Genomic DNA, 15,173 nt, shown 5'->3' with positions numbered 1-15,173 from the left:
AGTGCCCGACCGGCGCTGCGGCTTGGGTGTGACGGTCCCCTCGGCGAGACGCCGGGCGCTGACCAGGAACGCGGTGTGGCCCTGCATCCGATGTTCCGGCCGCACCGCGAGCCCGACGACGTGCCAGCCACGGACGATCGACTCCCAGGACCGCGGCTCGGTCCAGCACTCCTGCTCGCGCATCGCCTCGACGACCTTGGAGAGCTGCGTCACAGTCGCGACGTAGACGACGAGCACACCGCCGGGAACCAGCGCCTTGGACACCGCGGGCAGCGCGTCCCAGGGGGCCAGCATGTCGAGGACCACCCGGTCGACCGGGCCGCCGGCCGCGTCGGCGTCGAACTCGGCGACGTCCGCGATGGTCAGGTCCCAGTTCGCGGGACGTTCCCCGAAGAACGTCTCGACGTTCCGCACGGCGTGCTCGGCGTGATCGTCGCGCACCTCGTACGAGATGACCCGGCCTTCCGGCCCCACCGCGCGCAGCAGGGAGCACGTCAGTGCGCCCGAGCCCGCGCCGGCCTCGAGGACACGGGCGCCCGGGAAGACGTCGCCCTCGTGGACGATCTGCGCGGCGTCCTTCGGATAGATGACCTGCGCCCCGCGGGGCATCGACAGGACGTAGTCGACGAGCAGCGGACGCAGCGCGAGGTACGGGGTGCCGTTGGTGGACTTGACCACGCTGCCCTCGTCGGTGCCGATCAGGTCGTCGTGCAGGATTCCGCCGCGGTGCGTGTGGAACTCCTTGCCCGCCTCCAGATTGACCGTGTAGTGCCGACCCTTGCCGTCGGTCAACTGGACGCGATCGCCCACCCGAAACGGTCCACTCGGTCGCGTTTCGCGTCCCACCATCGTCACCGACTCCTCAGCCTGTTCGTCCGGCGCCGTCCGGCGCCCGCCCCGCAGCCCCGACACGACTGTCGGACCGGGGGCCTACCCTGCCAGGTGTGAGCATCTCAGAGTCGCCAGCCCCCGTCACAAAGGGTTCCCCGTCACAGCCCGGCGACACTTCGGCCACACGCAGGCGGCCGGCCCTGTCACCATCCCGCGCCGGCGACTTCAAGCAGTGCCCTCTCCTCTACCGCTTCCGTGCCGTCGACCGGCTCCCCGAGGCACCGTCGCGCGCGCAGGTGAAGGGCACGGTGGTGCACGCCGCGCTCGAGGCGCTGTTCGGGCTGCCCGCCGCCGAACGGGTCCCGCAGAAGGCGGTCGATCTGATCCTCCCGTCCTGGGAGCGCCTCCTCGCCGAGGCACCCGACCTGATGGACCTGGTCCCCGAGGACCAGCGCGAGGCGTTCCTCGACGAGGCGCGTTCGCTCGTCACCGCCTACTACCAGCTGGAGGACCCCACCCGGTTCGAGGCCGAATCGTGCGAACAGCGCGTCGAGACCGAACTCGCCGACGGGGTGCTGCTCCGCGGATTCGTCGACCGCATCGACGTCGCCCCCACCGGCGAGGTGCGGGTGGTCGACTACAAGACCGGCCGCGCACCCCGCGAGATGTCCGAGTCCAAGGCGCTGTTCCAGATGAAGTTCTACGCGCTGGTCCTGCTGCGCACCCGTGGCATCGTCCCGGCGCAGCTGCGGCTGCTGTATCTCGCGTCCGGCACGGTCCTCACCTACGCGCCCGACGAGGACGAACTGCTGCGGTTCGAGCGCACGCTGTCGGCGATCTGGAAGGCCATCCTGGCGGCGGGTGTCACCGGCGATTTCCGACCCAAGCCGAGCCGGCTGTGCGACTGGTGTGATCATAAGTCCCTGTGCCCCTCGTTCGGAGGAACGCCGCCTCCCTACCCGGGATGGCCGGAGGGGCCCGCCGAAGACGCACCAGGTTTCGAGGAGATTGTCGAATGAGTTCCGAGTCCTACTACGTACCACTCGGTTCGGAAGCACCGGGTGCGCCGGAAGTGGATTCGGACCAGAAGATCACGGTCGAGCGATTCGACAGCACCGATCTGACGATCAGCGTGTGGGCCGAGACCATGCAGCACGGCGCTCCCCCGTCTGCGCTGCTCGTGCGGGCACTCGAACGGTGCGCCCCTCGTGACGACGCGCGCATCACGCGGGTCGTGGTGGAGATCCTCGGCCCGATCCCGATCGCAGAACTCGAGGTCCGGTCCTGGGTGCAGCGGCCGGGCCGCCGGGTGGAGTTGGTGGTCGCCGAACTGTGGACCGTCGGCGACCGGCCCCGTGCCGTGGCGCGGGGCTCGGCGTGGCGCATGGAGACCGTCGACACGAGCGATGCCGTCCATGTCGTCGACCCGCCACTCGAACCTCGGTCCACCGGCCGGGAGGGCACGTTCAGCGAAGGCTGGAATTCGGGCTACCTGACGACCCTCGACTGGCGGTGGATCGCCGAGATGGGGTGCGAGGGCCCCGGCAAGCTGTGGGCGAGGCCGCGGCCCGCGCTGGTCCTCGGCGAGACCATGACGCCGCTCGAGCGGCTCTTCTCCATCGCGGACGTCGCCAACGGTGTGGGATCGAAACTCGACCCGGCCGACTGGACGTTCCTCAACACCGACCTCACCGTGCACATCTTCCGGGTCCCCGAGGGCGAATGGGTCGGCGTCGGCTCCGAGACGTCCATCGGACCCGACGGCGTGGGAATGTGCGCGGGCGTGCTGTACGACGAGACCGGCTCGGTCGGCCGGATCGCCCAGACCGTACAGGTCCGCGCCCGCTCCTGACCGGAACGGGCGCGGATCGTCCTGCGGCGGAACGAGATCAGAGTGCGCGGCAGGACCGGATGTTCGACGCGAGGATGGCCTTGGCGCCGAGGTCCGCGAGTTCGTCCATCACTCCGTTGTGACCCTTGATCGGCACCATCGCCCGGACCGCGACCCAGTTCTCGTCGGCGAGCGGCGACAGCGTCGGCGACTCGAGTCCGGGGGTGATCTTCAGCGCGTCGTCGAGGATCGTCTTCGGGCAGTCGTAGTCGAGCATCAGATTCTGCTGCGCGAAGACGATGCCACGCACCCGCTCGACCAACTGATTGCGTGCGGAATCGTCGGCGGGCGAACCGGCCCGCTCGATGAGCACACCCTCGGAGTCGCACAGGGTGTCACCGAACGCGACCAGGTTGTGCTGGCGCAGGGTGCGGCCGGATCCGACGACGTCGGCGATCGCGTCCGCGACCCCGAGCTGGATGGAGATCTCCACGGCGCCGTCGAGGCGGATGACCGAGGCCTCGATCCCGCGTGCGGAGAGGTCGTCGCGCACCAGGTTGGGGTAGGACGTGGCGATCCGGAGTCCGGCGAGGTCCTCGACCTTCCAGTCCTTGCCGGCGGGGGCGGCGTACCGGAACGTGGAGCGGCCGAATCCGAGCGACAGCCGCTCGGCGACCGGGGCGCCCGAGTCACGGGCCAGGTCGCGGCCGGTGATGCCGAGATCGAGTTCACCGGAACCGACGTAGATCGCGATGTCCTTGGGACGCAGGAAGAAGAACTCGACCTGATTGGACGGGTCGAGGACGGTCAGGTCGCGGGAGTCGGTGCGACGACGGTAGCCGGCCTCGGAGAGGATTTCGGCGGCGGACTCGGACAGCGAGCCCTTGTTGGGGACTGCGACGCGCAGCATGGCTGAGGGTTCCTTTCGGGAGCGGGTGGAGGAGTCTCGATCACCGATCACAGATGTCGGTAGACGTCCTCGAGTTTCAGGCCCTTACCCACCATCAGCACCTGCGTCCAGTACAGCAGTTGGGAGATCTCCTCGGCGAGCGCCTCGTCGCTCTCGTGCTCGGCGGCGATCCACACCTCACCCGCCTCTTCGAGGATCTTCTTTCCCTGCGAATGGACGCCGGCGTCGAGGGCGGCAACGGTGCCGGACCCCTCGGGGCGGGTAGCGGCACGCTCGGTCAGCTCGGCGAACAGGGATTCGAAGGTCTTCACGAGGACCCATTGTTTCACGCCGCCGCGGACCTCTCCGAACCGGTCACCACCCGAGTGTGCGGCGACTCTCGAAGCGGCGGACCCGGCCCGAACGGGGATCGGTGAACTCGATGGCCCGCGCCAGCAACCGCAACGGGGTCGAGAAGTCGCCGGGCTCCGATCGGCGGAAGTCCGGGTAGTAGTTGTCGCCCTCGATCGGCAGCCCCAGCGACGACATGTGCAGCCGCAGTTGGTGCGTCCGGCCGGTCTTCGGCAACAGCCGGTAGCGGGCGCGGCCGTCCCGGGTCTCGATCAGGTCGACGACGGTTTCGCTGTTCGGCTCTCCCGGTTCCTCCGTGGCCGTCATGATCCCGTGTTCCTTGACGATGCGGCTGCGGATGGTGCGCGGAAACTCCAGCGCGGGATCGTGCCCGGCGACGGCCTCGTATTCCTTGGTGACCTGCTGGGAGACGAACAGTTCCTGATACGCCCTGCGGTCCTCCGGCCGGATCAGGAACACCAGCACACCGGCCGTCATCCGGTCGAGCCGGTGGGCCGGGGTGAGATCGGGGAGGTCCAGCGTCCGCCGCAACCGCACGACCGCCGTCTCGGTGATGTGCGCGCCCCGCGGAATGGTCGCGAGGAAATGGGGCTTGTCGATCACCACGAGTTGGTCGTCGCGGTGGAGGATGTCGATCTCGAACGGAACCGGGATCTCGGGTGCGGGGTCGCGGTAGAAGTACACGAATCGGGTCGGCGCATAGCGGGTGCCGCGGTCGACCACCCTGCCGTGTTCGTCGACGACTTCCCCACCGTCGATCAGCGACAGCCAGTGCGCCCGCTCGTCGGGGTACGTCTCGACCAGGAATTCGGCGACGGTCTTCGCCCCGAGCCCGGCCGGCATCCGGATGCGATCGGGACCGAGGCCGTTGCGGACGGGCAGCGGCGCCCCGGCCACCTCAGCCCGCCCGGTTCTCGGTGCAGCCGGCGCACACGAGCACGAGTTCGCGGCCCCGATCTTCCGGCAGATTCTCGTACCGGGACGTCGGGCCGCCGCATCGGGTGCAGCGTCCCAGGGTCTGGGCCCCATCGCTGAACTCGATGGTCATCCGCTTGTCGAAGACGTACAGCGACCCCTCCCACAGACCCGAGTCACCGAACGCCTCGCCGTAGCGGACGATGCCGCCGTCCAGTTGGTAGACCTCACCGAACCCGCGCGAACGCATCAGCGAGGACAGGACCTCGCACCGCACTCCCCCGGTGCAGTAGGTGACGACGGCCTTGTCCTTGAGATGGTCGTATTTGCCGCTGTCGAGTTCGTGCACGAAGTCGCGGGTGGTGGACACGTCCGGCACGACGGCGTCCCGGAAGCGGCCGATCTCCGCCTCGAAGCCGTTGCGTCCGTCGAAGAAGACGACGTCGTCACCGCGCCCCTCGACCAGGCGGTGCACCTCGTCCGGCGCCAGGTGGGTACCGCCGCCGACGACACCGTTCGCGTCCACCTTCAGCTCGCCCGGCGCACCGAACGTCACGATCTCCGGCCGCACCTTCACGCTGAGCCGCGGGAAGTCGGCGCCGAGCCCGTCCGACCACTTGATGTCGGCGTCCTTGAACGGCGCGTAGCTGCGTGTTCCCTTCACGTACCGCTTGACGTCGCGGATGTCGCCGCCGACGGTCGCGTTGATGCCGTGCTCGGAGACGAGGATCCGGCCCGTCAGGTTGTGCGCCTCGGCCAGCGTGTACTGCCAGAGCCGGATCGCCTCCGGGTCGGCGAGCGGAGTGAACACGTAGAACAGCACGATTTTCGGGACAGCCACGGGAAACCAGACTACCTAGAGACGTACACCGCTCGGCTGGGCCCAGGCCTCGGCCAGATCGGCACCGGTGAGACCTTCGAGGCTGCCGCGGAACACCCGCCCCGGGCCGTCGGCCACCGGGATCTCGCACGGGACGATGAGGACGACGCAGCCCGCGGCCTGCGCGGACGCGGCACCGGTGGGCGAGTCCTCGACGGCGAGGCACTGCGACGGGTGCAGCCCGAGCAGCTCCGCACCCCGCAGGTACGGGTCCGGGTGCGGTTTGCCTGCCGGCACCTCGTCGCCGCACACCGAGTGGTCGAAGTGGTGCCTGCCGAGTGTCTCGAGCGCCCGCTCGGTGAGCCGGCGCTCGGTGTTGGTCACCAGCGCCGACCTCAGTCCGTGTGCCCGGGCGGTCCGCAGCGCGTCGTGGGCGCCCGGCCGCCACGGGATCCCGTCGCCGAACAGTTCCTCGACGCGGGTGAACATCCATTCCTTGGCCTCGGCGAGCGCCGCCGGATCCCGGTCGAGTCCGAGAGCGTCGAAGATGACGCCGAGAGCGTTGGCGCTGGACGCGCCGATCGTCTTCAGGCGTGTCTCCTCGGTCATCGGACCGCCGAGGTGCAGCGACAACTCGCGGACCGCGACGTCCCACATCTTCTCGGAATCGAGCAGCGTTCCGTCCATGTCCCACAGCACGCCTGCGAGACCGTCGAATGCCTCAGACATTGAAGTACTTCGCCTCGGGGTGGTGCAGCACGAACGCATCCGTGGACTGCTCGGGGTGCAACTGCAGTTCCTCCGACAACTTCACACCGATCCGTTCGGGTTCGAGGAGAGCGACCATCTTCGCGCGGTCCTCCAGGTTGGGGCAGGCGCCGTACCCGAAGGAGTAGCGCGCGCCGCGGTAGGCGAGGTCGAAGAACCCGGACACCTCCGACGGATCCTGCTCGGCCACGTTGTGACCGCCGGGCAGCACGAGTTCCTCGCGGACCCGCTGATGCCAGTACTCGGCCAGCGATTCCGTCAGCTGCACACCGATGCCGTGCACCTCGAGGTAGTCGCGGTACGCGTTGGCGGCGAACAGCTCGTTCGCGAAGTCCGCGATCGGCTGGCCCATGGTGACGAGCTGCATCGGGAACACGTCGACCTGACCGGTCTCCTTCGCCTCGGTGCGGGACCGGACGAAGTCGGCGACGCAGAGGAACCGGTCGCGGTGCTGGCGCGGGAACGTGAACCGGAAGCGTTCCTCCGCGTCCGGTGCCGGGTCGGTGAGCACGACCACGTCGTCACCCTCGGACACGGCGGGGAAGTAGCCGTACACCACGGCGGCGTGCGCGAGGATTCCCTCGGTGCTCAGCCGGTCGAGCCAGTACCGCAGTCGTGGGCGGCCCTCCGTATCCACCAGCTCCTCGTAGGTGGGACCGTCGCCGGAACGCTGCCCGCGCAGACCCCACTGCCCGAGGAACAGGGCGCGCTCGTCCAGCAGTCCGGCGTAGTCGGACAGCGAGACACCCTTCACGATCCGGTTGCCCCAGAACGGCGGGCTCGGGACGACGATGTCGGTGGCCACGTCGGACCGTTCCGGCACCTCGATCGGGGTCTCGGCGGCCTTGCGTTTCTCCGCGATCCGCTTGGACCGTTCGTGGCGGGCCTTGCGTTCGGCCGCCTTCTCCCGGGCGGCGATCGCTTCCGGGCTGTCCGGGTCGGGTCCGCCGCCGCGTTTGACGGCCATGATCTCGTCCATCTTGTGCAGGCCCTCGAATGCGTCGCGCGCGTAGCTGACGTCGCCCTCGTACACCTCGGCCAGGTCGTTCTCCACGTACGAGCGGGTCAGCGCGGCACCGCCGAGGAGGACGGGGAACTTCTCCGCGACACCCTTGGCGTTGAGTTCCTGCAGGTTGTCCTTCATCACCACGGTCGACTTCACGAGCAGACCGGACATGCCGATGACGTCGGCCTTCTGCTCGATCGCCGCGTCGAGGATCGTCGCGATCGGCTGCTTGATGCCGAGGTTCACCACGTCGTACCCGTTGTTGCTGAGGATGATGTCGACGAGGTTCTTGCCGATGTCGTGGACGTCGCCCTTCACGGTGGCGATGACGATGCGGCCCTTGCCGTCCTCGTCGGTGGCCTCCATGTGGGGTTCGAGGTACGCCACGGCCGCCTTCATCACCTCGGCGGACTGCAGCACGAACGGCAACTGCATCTGCCCGGACCCGAAGAGTTCGCCGACGGTCTTCATGCCGGACAGCAGGGTCTCGTTGATGATCGCGAGCGGCGGCTTCTCCTCCATCGCCGCGGTGAGGTCGTCGTCGAGACCGTTGCGTTCACCGTCGACGATGCGCCGTTCCAGCCGCTCGAACAGCGGCAGCGCCGCCAGTTCCTGGGCGCGGGATTCGCGTGCCGACGCCGCGGAGACGCCCTCGAACAGCTCCATCAGCTTCTGCAGCGGGTCGTAGCCCTCGCGACGGCGGTCGTAGACCAGGTCGAGGGCCGTTTCGCGCTGTTCGTCGGGGATCCGCGCCATCGGCAGGATCTTCGACGCGTGCACGATGGCCGTGTCGAGGCCCGCCTCGGTGCACTCGTGCAGGAACACCGAGTTCAGGACCTGCCGGGCGGCCGGGTTGAGACCGAACGAGATGTTGGACACGCCGAGGGTGAAGTGCACCCGCGGATGCCGTTTCTTCAGTTCGCGGATCGCGTCGATCGTCTCGATGCCGTCGCGTCGGACCTCCTCCTGACCGGTGGAGATCGGGAAGGTCAGCGCGTCGATGATGATGTCGGACTCGTCGAGGCCCCAGTTCACGGTGATGTCGTCGAGCAGGCGCTCGGCGATGCGGACCTTGTGCTCGGCGGTGCGCGCCTGCCCCTCCTCGTCGATGGTCAGCGCGACGACGGCGGCGCCGTGCTCCTTGACGAGCCGCATGATCTTCTGGAACCGCGAGTCCGGTCCGTCGCCGTCCTCGTAGTTGACGGAGTTGACGGCGCACCGGCCGCCGAGGTGTTCGAGGCCGGCCTGCAGGACCGCGGGCTCGGTGGAGTCGAGCATGATCGGCAGAGTCGACGACGTCGCGAACCGGCTCGCGAGGGCGGCCATGTCGGCGGCGCCGTCGCGTCCGACGTAGTCGACGTTGAGGTCGAGCATGTGGGCGCCGTCGCGGGTCTGGTCCTTCGCGATGTCGAGGCACTTCTGGTAGTCCTCGGCGATCATCGCCTCACGAAATGCCTTGGAGCCGTTGGAGTTCGTCCGCTCACCGATCATCAGGATGCTGGCGTCCTGCTCGAACGGCACCGCCGTGTACAGCGACGACGTCCCCGACTCGTGGACCGGGTTGCGCGCGGCCTTCTCGACGAGGCGGACCGCTTCGGCCACCTGGCGGATGTGTTCCGGGGTGGTGCCGCAGCAGCCGCCGACCAGACCGAGACCGAACTCGGTGACGAAGCCGCTGAGCGCCTCGGCGAGTTCCTCCGCGGTGAGCGGGTACTCGGCGCCGTTCGGGCCGAGCTGCGGCAGTCCGGCGTTGGGCATCACCGACACGGGCAGGGAGCTGTACTTGGACAGGTGGCGGAGATGTTCGCTCATCTCGGCGGGACCGGTCGCGCAGTTGAGCCCGATCATGTCGATACCGAGCGGTTCGAGCGCGGTCAGCGCGGCACCGATCTCACTGCCGAGCAGCATCGTGCCGGTGGTCTCGACCGTGACGTGGGTGATGATCGGCAGCCGCGACCCGAGCGTCTCCATCGCCCGCTGACTACCCAGGATGGCGGCCTTCACCTGCAGCAGGTCCTGGCAGGTCTCGACGAGGATCGCGTCGGCGCCCCCGTCGATCATGCCCATCGCGGCCTCCGCGTAGGCGTCGCGCAGGGTCGCGAACGGCGCGTGGCCGAGCGTCGGCAGCTTGGTTCCGGGGCCCATCGAGCCGAGGACGAAGCGGCCCATCCCGTCGCGTCCCGGCCCCATCTCGTCGGCGACCTCACGCGCCAGCCGGGTTCCCTTCTCTGCCAGTTCCCGGATACGGTCCGATATGTCGTAATCGGCGAGGTTGGGGAGATTGCACCCGAACGTGTTGGTCTCGACGGCGTCGGCCCCGGCCTCGAAGTACGCGCGGTGGATCTCTTTCAGCACGTCAGGGCGGGTGTCGTTGAGGATTTCGTTGCAGCCTTCGAGCCCGAGGAAGTCGTCGAGCGTGAGGTCCGCGGCCTGCAACATGGTGCCCATGGCTCCGTCGCCGATGACAACGCGCTGGTTCAACGCATCGAGCAGGGCAGAGTGAAATGGCGCAGACATGCCGTCCAGACTAGTGGGCGCGCGAACCAATGCTGGCCGTAGGCTGGGTGGGTGAGTTCCAGTGAGTTCCCCGTCACGCCTGCGGGCCCCGACGACGACACCCCCGGCACCGCGTACGACGGTGCCACCGACAGCGCCGACGACGGTGCCACCGACACTGGCGTGCCCGTACTTCGTGACCCTGTTCTCGTCGCCGCCTTCGAGGGCTGGAACGACGCCGGCGACGCCGCGAGCGGAGCCGTCGAGCACCTCGAACTGACCTGGGACGCCCAGCCGCTGGCCGAGCTGGACTCCGAGGAGTACTACGACTACCAGGTCAATCGACCCACGGTCCGGCAAGTGGACGGTGTCACCCGGGAGATCGTGTGGCCCGCCACCCGGCTGTCGGTGTGCTCGCCCCCTGGCAGCGACCGCGACGTGGTGCTGCTGCGCGGAATCGAACCGAACATGCGCTGGCGGAGTTTCTGCGAGGACCTTCTCGAGCTGATCGATCAACTGCAGATCAACACCGTGGTGATCCTCGGGGCGCTGCTCGCGGACACCCCGCACACGCGGCCGGTCCCGGTGACGGGCAGCGCGTACAGCAGCGAGGCCGCCGAGCGGTTCAAGCTCGAGCAGACCCGGTACGAGGGACCGACCGGGATCACCGGGGTGCTGCAGGACGCGTGTGTCCGGGCCGGTGTGCCTGCGGTGTCGTTCTGGGCGGCCGTGCCCCATTACGTGTCCCAGCCGCCGAACCCCAAGGCGACCGTGGCTCTGCTGCAACGGGTCGAGGACGTCCTGGACATCGAGGTGCCCCTCGGGGAACTCCCGTCGCAGGCCGACGACTGGCAGGAAGCCGTCACCGAGATGACCGCGGACGACGAGGAGATCGGCGACTACGTCCGCTCACTCGAGGAGCGCGGCGACGCCGAGACCGACATCTCCGACGCCATCTCGAAGATCGACGGTGACGCGCTCGCGGCCGAGTTCGAGCGGTATCTCCGCAGGCGTGGGCCCGGCAGCTTCGGGCTGTGACGAAGAACTCGTCCGAATCGCTTCGTTCCTCGCTCCAGCGCACGGCGCTCTACGCCGGCGGATTCCTCGGCCCGTTCGGCGGCGGGGTGGTCGCCTCGATCCTTCCCGAGATCGGTGACGACCTCGGCGTGAGCGCGTCCGCCGCGGCCGGGTCGCTGACCGCGTACCTGCTGCCGTTCGCGCTGCTGATGCTGGTGTCGGGCACGCTGGGCGCCCGGTGGGGGCAGATGCGGACCGTGCGGATCGCGTACGGCGTCTACCTGCTGTCGTCGCTGGCCTGCTTCGCGGCGCCGACGCTCCCGCTGTTCCTCGGCGCCCGCGTGCTCCAGGGATGTTCCAACTCGTTCACGACGCCACTGCTGCTGGCCGCGCTCGCCGCCTCGACGCCGAAGAAGCACCTCGGCCGGGCGCTCGGGATCTTCGGCGCCTTCCAGGCCGCGGGACAGTCGAGTGCCCCGCTCGTCGGCGGCCTCGCGGCGGAGGTCGACTGGCGGCTCGCGTTCCTCGTCATCGCCCTCGTGGCCGCGGTGCTGGGTCTGGTCGGTGTTCCAGACAGCCCGCCCGCCGAGCCAGGGGCGGCGCGTCCGCGACTGCGGGACGCCCTCACCCCGTCGGTGCTGAGAATCGGGGTGGTCGCGCTCCTCGGCTGGGGCGCACTCGGTGGGCTGAGCTTCCTGGTCGCGTTCCGCGCCGAGGACGTGTTCGGCCTGAGCCCCACCCAGCGCGGCCTGCTGCTCACCGGGTTCGGTGTCGCCGGCATCCTCACCGCGCGCCTCGCCGGCGGTGTCATCGACAAGATCGGGGCCCGCTCCGCCGTGCTGATCGGCGCGTTCGCCGGGGCAGCTCTCGTCGCCGCCGCCGGGACCGTATCGCTCCTGGCGGTCGTGGCCGTTGCCTGGTTCGCGGCCGGAACCGCGGGTCAGTTCATCCTGGTCGGCGTCAACGCCGCCGTGCTCGGGTCGCCGGGCCCCAACCGGGGCGGCGCGGTGTCCGTCGTGCAGGCGTTGCGGTTCACCGGCAACGCGCTCGCGCCGATCACCCTCACCCCGGTGTACGCGGTGTCGCCCGCGGCCGGCTTCCTTCTGCCCGCCCTGCTCCTCGCCGTGCTGGCCCCACTGCTGATGCCCCGCGACCGGCCCCCTGCCTGACATGCTTTCTGGGACGCTGTGAGCTGTTCCTGATTCTCACGTAACGTGCGCGCAGCTGTTACGACACTCCGGGGGCGCAGCCTTTGTGCATGGCCCACACACCGAGTTCGAGCAAGCTGCTGGTCGTCGGCAACGGTATGGCCGGCGCCCGCACCTTCGAGGAGATCCTGAACCGCGGCGGGCGTGAGCGGTTCGAGATCACCATGATCGGCGACGAGCCCTACGGCAACTACAACCGGATCATGCTCTCGCACGTGCTGTCCGGGGAGGCGGCCGTCGACGACGAGGACCTGATCCTCAACCCAGTGGGCTGGTACACGGCGAACGGTGTGAAACTTCACGCCGGTGACCGCGCGGTCGCGCTCGACCGGTTCGCGAAGACCGTCACGTGCGAGAGCGGCCGCGTCGTCGAGTACGACGTGCTGATCGTCGCGACGGGAAGCAACACGTTCTTTCCCAACATGGACGGACTGCGCGAGCACGACGGCCGCCTGGCCCGCGGGGTGTTCGGATTCAGGAACCTCGCCGACACCAACGGCATGCTGCAGATGGCGCAGGCCCGCGACGACGTGTCCGCGGTGGTCATCGGCGGCGGTCTGCTCGGTCTGGAGGCGGCGTACGGGCTGCGCACTCAGGGACTCACCGTCAACGTCGTGCACTCCCCCGGCCACCTGATGAATCAGCAACTCGACGAACGCGGCGGCAGCGTCCTGCGCGCCGAGATCGAGAAACTCGGTGTCGGCGTCCACACCTCGATGCGGACCACCGCCGTGCTCCGTGACGACGCAGGCCTGGTGACCGGGGTCTCGTTCGTCGACGGCTCCACGCTGGACGCCGACATGGTGGTCGTCACCGCCGGCATCCGGCCCAACACCGAACTGGCGCGGGCCGCAGGACTGGTGGTCGAGCGCGGGATCGTCGTGGACGACCAGATGCGCTGCGAGGACGAGGGTTCCGTGTACGCCGTCGGCGAGTGCGCGCAGCACCGGGGAGAAACCTACGGCCTGGTCGCCCCGGTGTGGGAGGCCGCGATGGGCGTCAAGGGACCGGAGACGGCGGACGACAAGTTCGTCCAGTACTACGAACCGCGCAGCGGCACGTACAAGAGCCTCGTCGTCCGGGACGGAAAGCTGATCGGCGCCACCCTGATGGGCGACATCAGCAAGGCCGGCTTCCTCACACAGGCGTTCGACGGCAAGGTGCCGCTGCCCGAGGAGCGCATCAGCATGCTCTTCGACGTCGGGGCGCCGAGCGCCGCGCCAAGTGTCGCCGACCTTCCCGCCGACCTGCAGGTGTGTAACTGCAGCGGCGTGAGCAAGGGCGACCTGGTGGCCTGCGTCTACTCCGGCGCGAAGACCCTCACCGACGTCTGCGCCCAGACCCGCGCGGGCAAGGGCTGCGGGTCGTGCAAGGGACTCGTCGCCGACATCGTGGCCTGCGCCGCGGGCGGCGCACTCGAGGCCGACCCCTCGGCCGACTGGTACGTGCCGTGCATCCCGATGAGCAAGCCGGAACTCATCGCGACCATCCGGGAACGTGATCTGCGCGCCGTGTCCCAGGTGTTCGCCGAACTCGCGACGGACGCGAAGGAGGACGCGTCCGCGAAGATGCCGCTCGCGTCCCTGCTCCGCACGATCTGGGGTCCCGAGTGGGTGAACGAGCGGGGCGCGCTGTTCATCAACGACCGCGTGCACGCCAACATCCAGCGCGACGGCACGTTCTCGGTGGTCCCGCAGATGAAGGGCGGCGTCACCACGCCGGATCAGCTCCGCAAGATCGCCGATGTCGCCGACAAGTACGGCGTGCCGCTCGTGAAGGTCACCGGCGGGCAGCGCATCGACCTGCTCGGCATCAAGAAGGAGGACCTCCCCAAGGTGTGGGGCGACCTCGACATGCCGTCCGGGTTCGCGTACGGCAAGAGCATGCGCACGATCAACTACCCGGTCCTGAAGGACGCGGGTTTGCTGCTCACGTTCTCACTGGCTGTGAGAGGGGTGGCTGCTTTAGGCACGGTTGATTGGGCGGCCCGGTAGTTGTTGTGTCCGAGTGCGGCGATGTTGGCGGCGGCGTTATAGTCGGCGTGGCCGGTCCATCCGCAGCCGCGGCACCGGAACAGTGCTTGACTGTGCCTGTTCGCGGTGTCGCAGTGCCCGCACTGGTGGCAAGTCTTACTGGTATTGCGCGGGTTGATCACCTGCACCGGCACTCCTGCGGCTTGCGCCTTGTAGGTGATCTGGTCGCGCAGTTGCGCGTATGCCCAGGAGTGCAGTTGTTGCCGTTGTCTGCGTGCGAGCCGTACCCGGTCCCGGATTCCCGATAGGTCTTCTACCGCGATCCCTTGACCGGTGCGTTGTGCTTGGGCAACGATCGTTTTCGAGAGTTGGTGGTTGATGTCGGTGGCGTACCGAGTCTCCTTCCTCCGCCGTTTCTTCAGTTTCCGTTTCGCGGACTTGGTCCCCACCTTCTGCAGCGCGGACCGGATGGTTGCGTACTTTTCCGGCGGGCCGTGACCGCACCACCGGACCACCGGACGTCCAGTTCAGCCGGGTCGTCTGCGGTGGTCACCGCCAGGTTCACGATCCCCAAGTCCACACCCAGCCACCCGGTGGCGTCGTCGGCGGGAACCAGCTGCTGCGGGGCGTCGGTGTCGACGGTTGCATGCAGGTAGAAACATCCGTCCCGGAAAATCAGATCCGACTCGCCTTTGCGGTCGGCGAGCATTGTCAGCTGCCACGGCGCGCACACGAATCCGACGTTGCGCATCCGGCCCGCGCTCGTCCAGATCGACACCGTCGATCGATCGACCTGCCACGACAAGCACCGATCGTCGAACGGTTGGCCCGCGTCCGGACGGAACACGATCGCCTTACCCGCAACCTTCGCATACCGTGTAGATCCCGGCGTGCCGTAATTCCCGTTGAGCAGGTTCGCCGTCCGGGTCGCGTACGCATCCGCGACTTTCTTGATGACCCGGATCGCCGGCTGCGCCGACAACCCGCACGCTTTGAGCTGGGCATAGACCTGCTTCTGCAGCGCGAACGGACGCCGATCAGCGGCGG

The 15,173-nt window shown here is 68.6% G+C and carries 11 protein-coding genes and 2 pseudogenes; 5 read left to right on the top strand and 8 right to left on the bottom strand.

Annotated features, from left to right (window positions below):
- Window positions 1-849, bottom strand: an 849-nt coding sequence (locus ACFTZB_RS31640; protein WP_378437573.1) for a tRNA (adenine-N1)-methyltransferase, incomplete at its 3' end; no start/stop codon positions are given.
- Window positions 850-944: 95 nt separating this feature from the next.
- Here ACFTZB_RS31640 and ACFTZB_RS31635 point away from each other — a divergent pair.
- Both ACFTZB_RS31635 and ACFTZB_RS31630 read left to right on the top strand, forming a co-directional pair.
- A complete protein-coding gene (locus tag ACFTZB_RS31635; RefSeq protein ID WP_378437571.1) occupies window positions 945-1,850 on the top strand; it encodes a RecB family exonuclease in 906 nt (301 codons plus the stop codon).
- Window positions 1,847-2,683, top strand: coding sequence for a thioesterase family protein (locus ACFTZB_RS31630; protein ID WP_378437569.1), 837 nt, complete (start codon window positions 1,847-1,849; stop codon window positions 2,681-2,683). The genes ACFTZB_RS31635 and ACFTZB_RS31630 overlap by 4 nt, the downstream gene beginning before the upstream one ends.
- 37 nt (window positions 2,684-2,720) lie before the next feature.
- Here ACFTZB_RS31630 and hisG read toward each other — a convergent pair whose 3' ends face one another.
- The 6 genes from hisG to metH are packed head-to-tail and all read right to left on the bottom strand — an operon-like array spanning window position 2,721 to window position 9,949.
- Window positions 2,721-3,572: an ATP phosphoribosyltransferase gene (gene hisG, locus ACFTZB_RS31625; RefSeq protein ID WP_012687844.1), complete on the bottom strand. Its 852-nt coding sequence runs from the start codon at window positions 3,570-3,572 to the stop codon at window positions 2,721-2,723.
- A gap of 47 nt (window positions 3,573-3,619) precedes the next feature.
- On the bottom strand, window positions 3,620-3,901 hold the full coding sequence (locus ACFTZB_RS31620) for a phosphoribosyl-ATP diphosphatase (RefSeq protein WP_009473527.1): 282 nt from the start codon (window positions 3,899-3,901) through the stop codon (window positions 3,620-3,622).
- Window positions 3,902-3,926: 25 nt separating this feature from the next.
- On the bottom strand, window positions 3,927-4,820 hold the full coding sequence (locus ACFTZB_RS31615) for a pseudouridine synthase (protein WP_378437566.1): 894 nt from the start codon (window positions 4,818-4,820) through the stop codon (window positions 3,927-3,929).
- Window position 4,821: 1 nt separating this feature from the next.
- Complete coding sequence (locus ACFTZB_RS31610; protein ID WP_378437564.1) at window positions 4,822-5,679, bottom strand: rhodanese-related sulfurtransferase; 858 nt, start codon at window positions 5,677-5,679, stop codon at window positions 4,822-4,824.
- A gap of 15 nt (window positions 5,680-5,694) precedes the next feature.
- On the bottom strand, window positions 5,695-6,387 hold the full coding sequence (locus ACFTZB_RS31605) for an HAD family hydrolase (protein ID WP_378437562.1): 693 nt from the start codon (window positions 6,385-6,387) through the stop codon (window positions 5,695-5,697).
- Window positions 6,380-9,949, bottom strand: a complete 3,570-nt coding sequence (gene metH / locus ACFTZB_RS31600) for a methionine synthase (RefSeq protein ID WP_378437560.1) — start codon at window positions 9,947-9,949, stop codon at window positions 6,380-6,382. Before metH ends, ACFTZB_RS31605 begins: the two co-directional genes overlap by 8 nt.
- Window positions 9,950-10,000: 51 nt before the next feature.
- Here metH and ACFTZB_RS31595 point away from each other — a divergent pair, with 51 nt between their 5' ends.
- The 3 genes and pseudogenes from ACFTZB_RS31595 to ACFTZB_RS31585 form a co-directional block, all read left to right on the top strand.
- Window positions 10,001-10,966, top strand: coding sequence for a PAC2 family protein (locus tag ACFTZB_RS31595; RefSeq protein ID WP_378437558.1), 966 nt, complete (start codon window positions 10,001-10,003; stop codon window positions 10,964-10,966).
- Window positions 10,963-12,114, top strand: coding sequence for an MFS transporter (locus ACFTZB_RS31590; protein ID WP_378437556.1), 1,152 nt, complete (start codon window positions 10,963-10,965; stop codon window positions 12,112-12,114). The genes ACFTZB_RS31595 and ACFTZB_RS31590 overlap by 4 nt, the downstream gene beginning before the upstream one ends.
- 89 nt (window positions 12,115-12,203) lie before the next feature.
- Window positions 12,204-14,048, top strand: a pseudogene (locus ACFTZB_RS31585) (FAD-dependent oxidoreductase); the annotation flags it as partial.
- A gap of 2 nt (window positions 14,049-14,050) precedes the next feature.
- On the opposite strand, the pseudogene ACFTZB_RS31580 reads toward ACFTZB_RS31585, so the two are convergent.
- A pseudogene (locus ACFTZB_RS31580) lies at window positions 14,051-15,173 on the bottom strand (RNA-guided endonuclease InsQ/TnpB family protein); the annotation flags it as partial.

The sequence above is a fragment of the Rhodococcus sp. NPDC057014 genome (genome assembly GCF_042673295.1).
Classification (GTDB): Bacteria; Actinomycetota; Actinomycetes; order Mycobacteriales; family Mycobacteriaceae; genus Rhodococcus_F.
This window is presented reverse-complemented; position numbering and strand designations above follow the sequence as displayed.

Excerpts from the sequence above, each read along its gene's own strand:
- ACFTZB_RS31630 (WP_378437569.1), top strand. The coding sequence starts at position 1,847 with ATGAGTTCCGAGTCCTACTACGTACCACTCGGTTCGGAAGCACCGGGT.
- hisG (WP_012687844.1), bottom strand. The coding sequence starts at position 3,572 with ATGCTGCGCGTCGCAGTCCCCAACAAGGGCTCGCTGTCCGAGTCCGCC.
- ACFTZB_RS31605 (WP_378437562.1), bottom strand. The coding sequence starts at position 6,387 with ATGTCTGAGGCATTCGACGGTCTCGCAGGCGTGCTGTGGGACATGGAC.
- metH (WP_378437560.1), bottom strand. The coding sequence starts at position 9,949 with ATGTCTGCGCCATTTCACTCTGCCCTGCTCGATGCGTTGAACCAGCGC.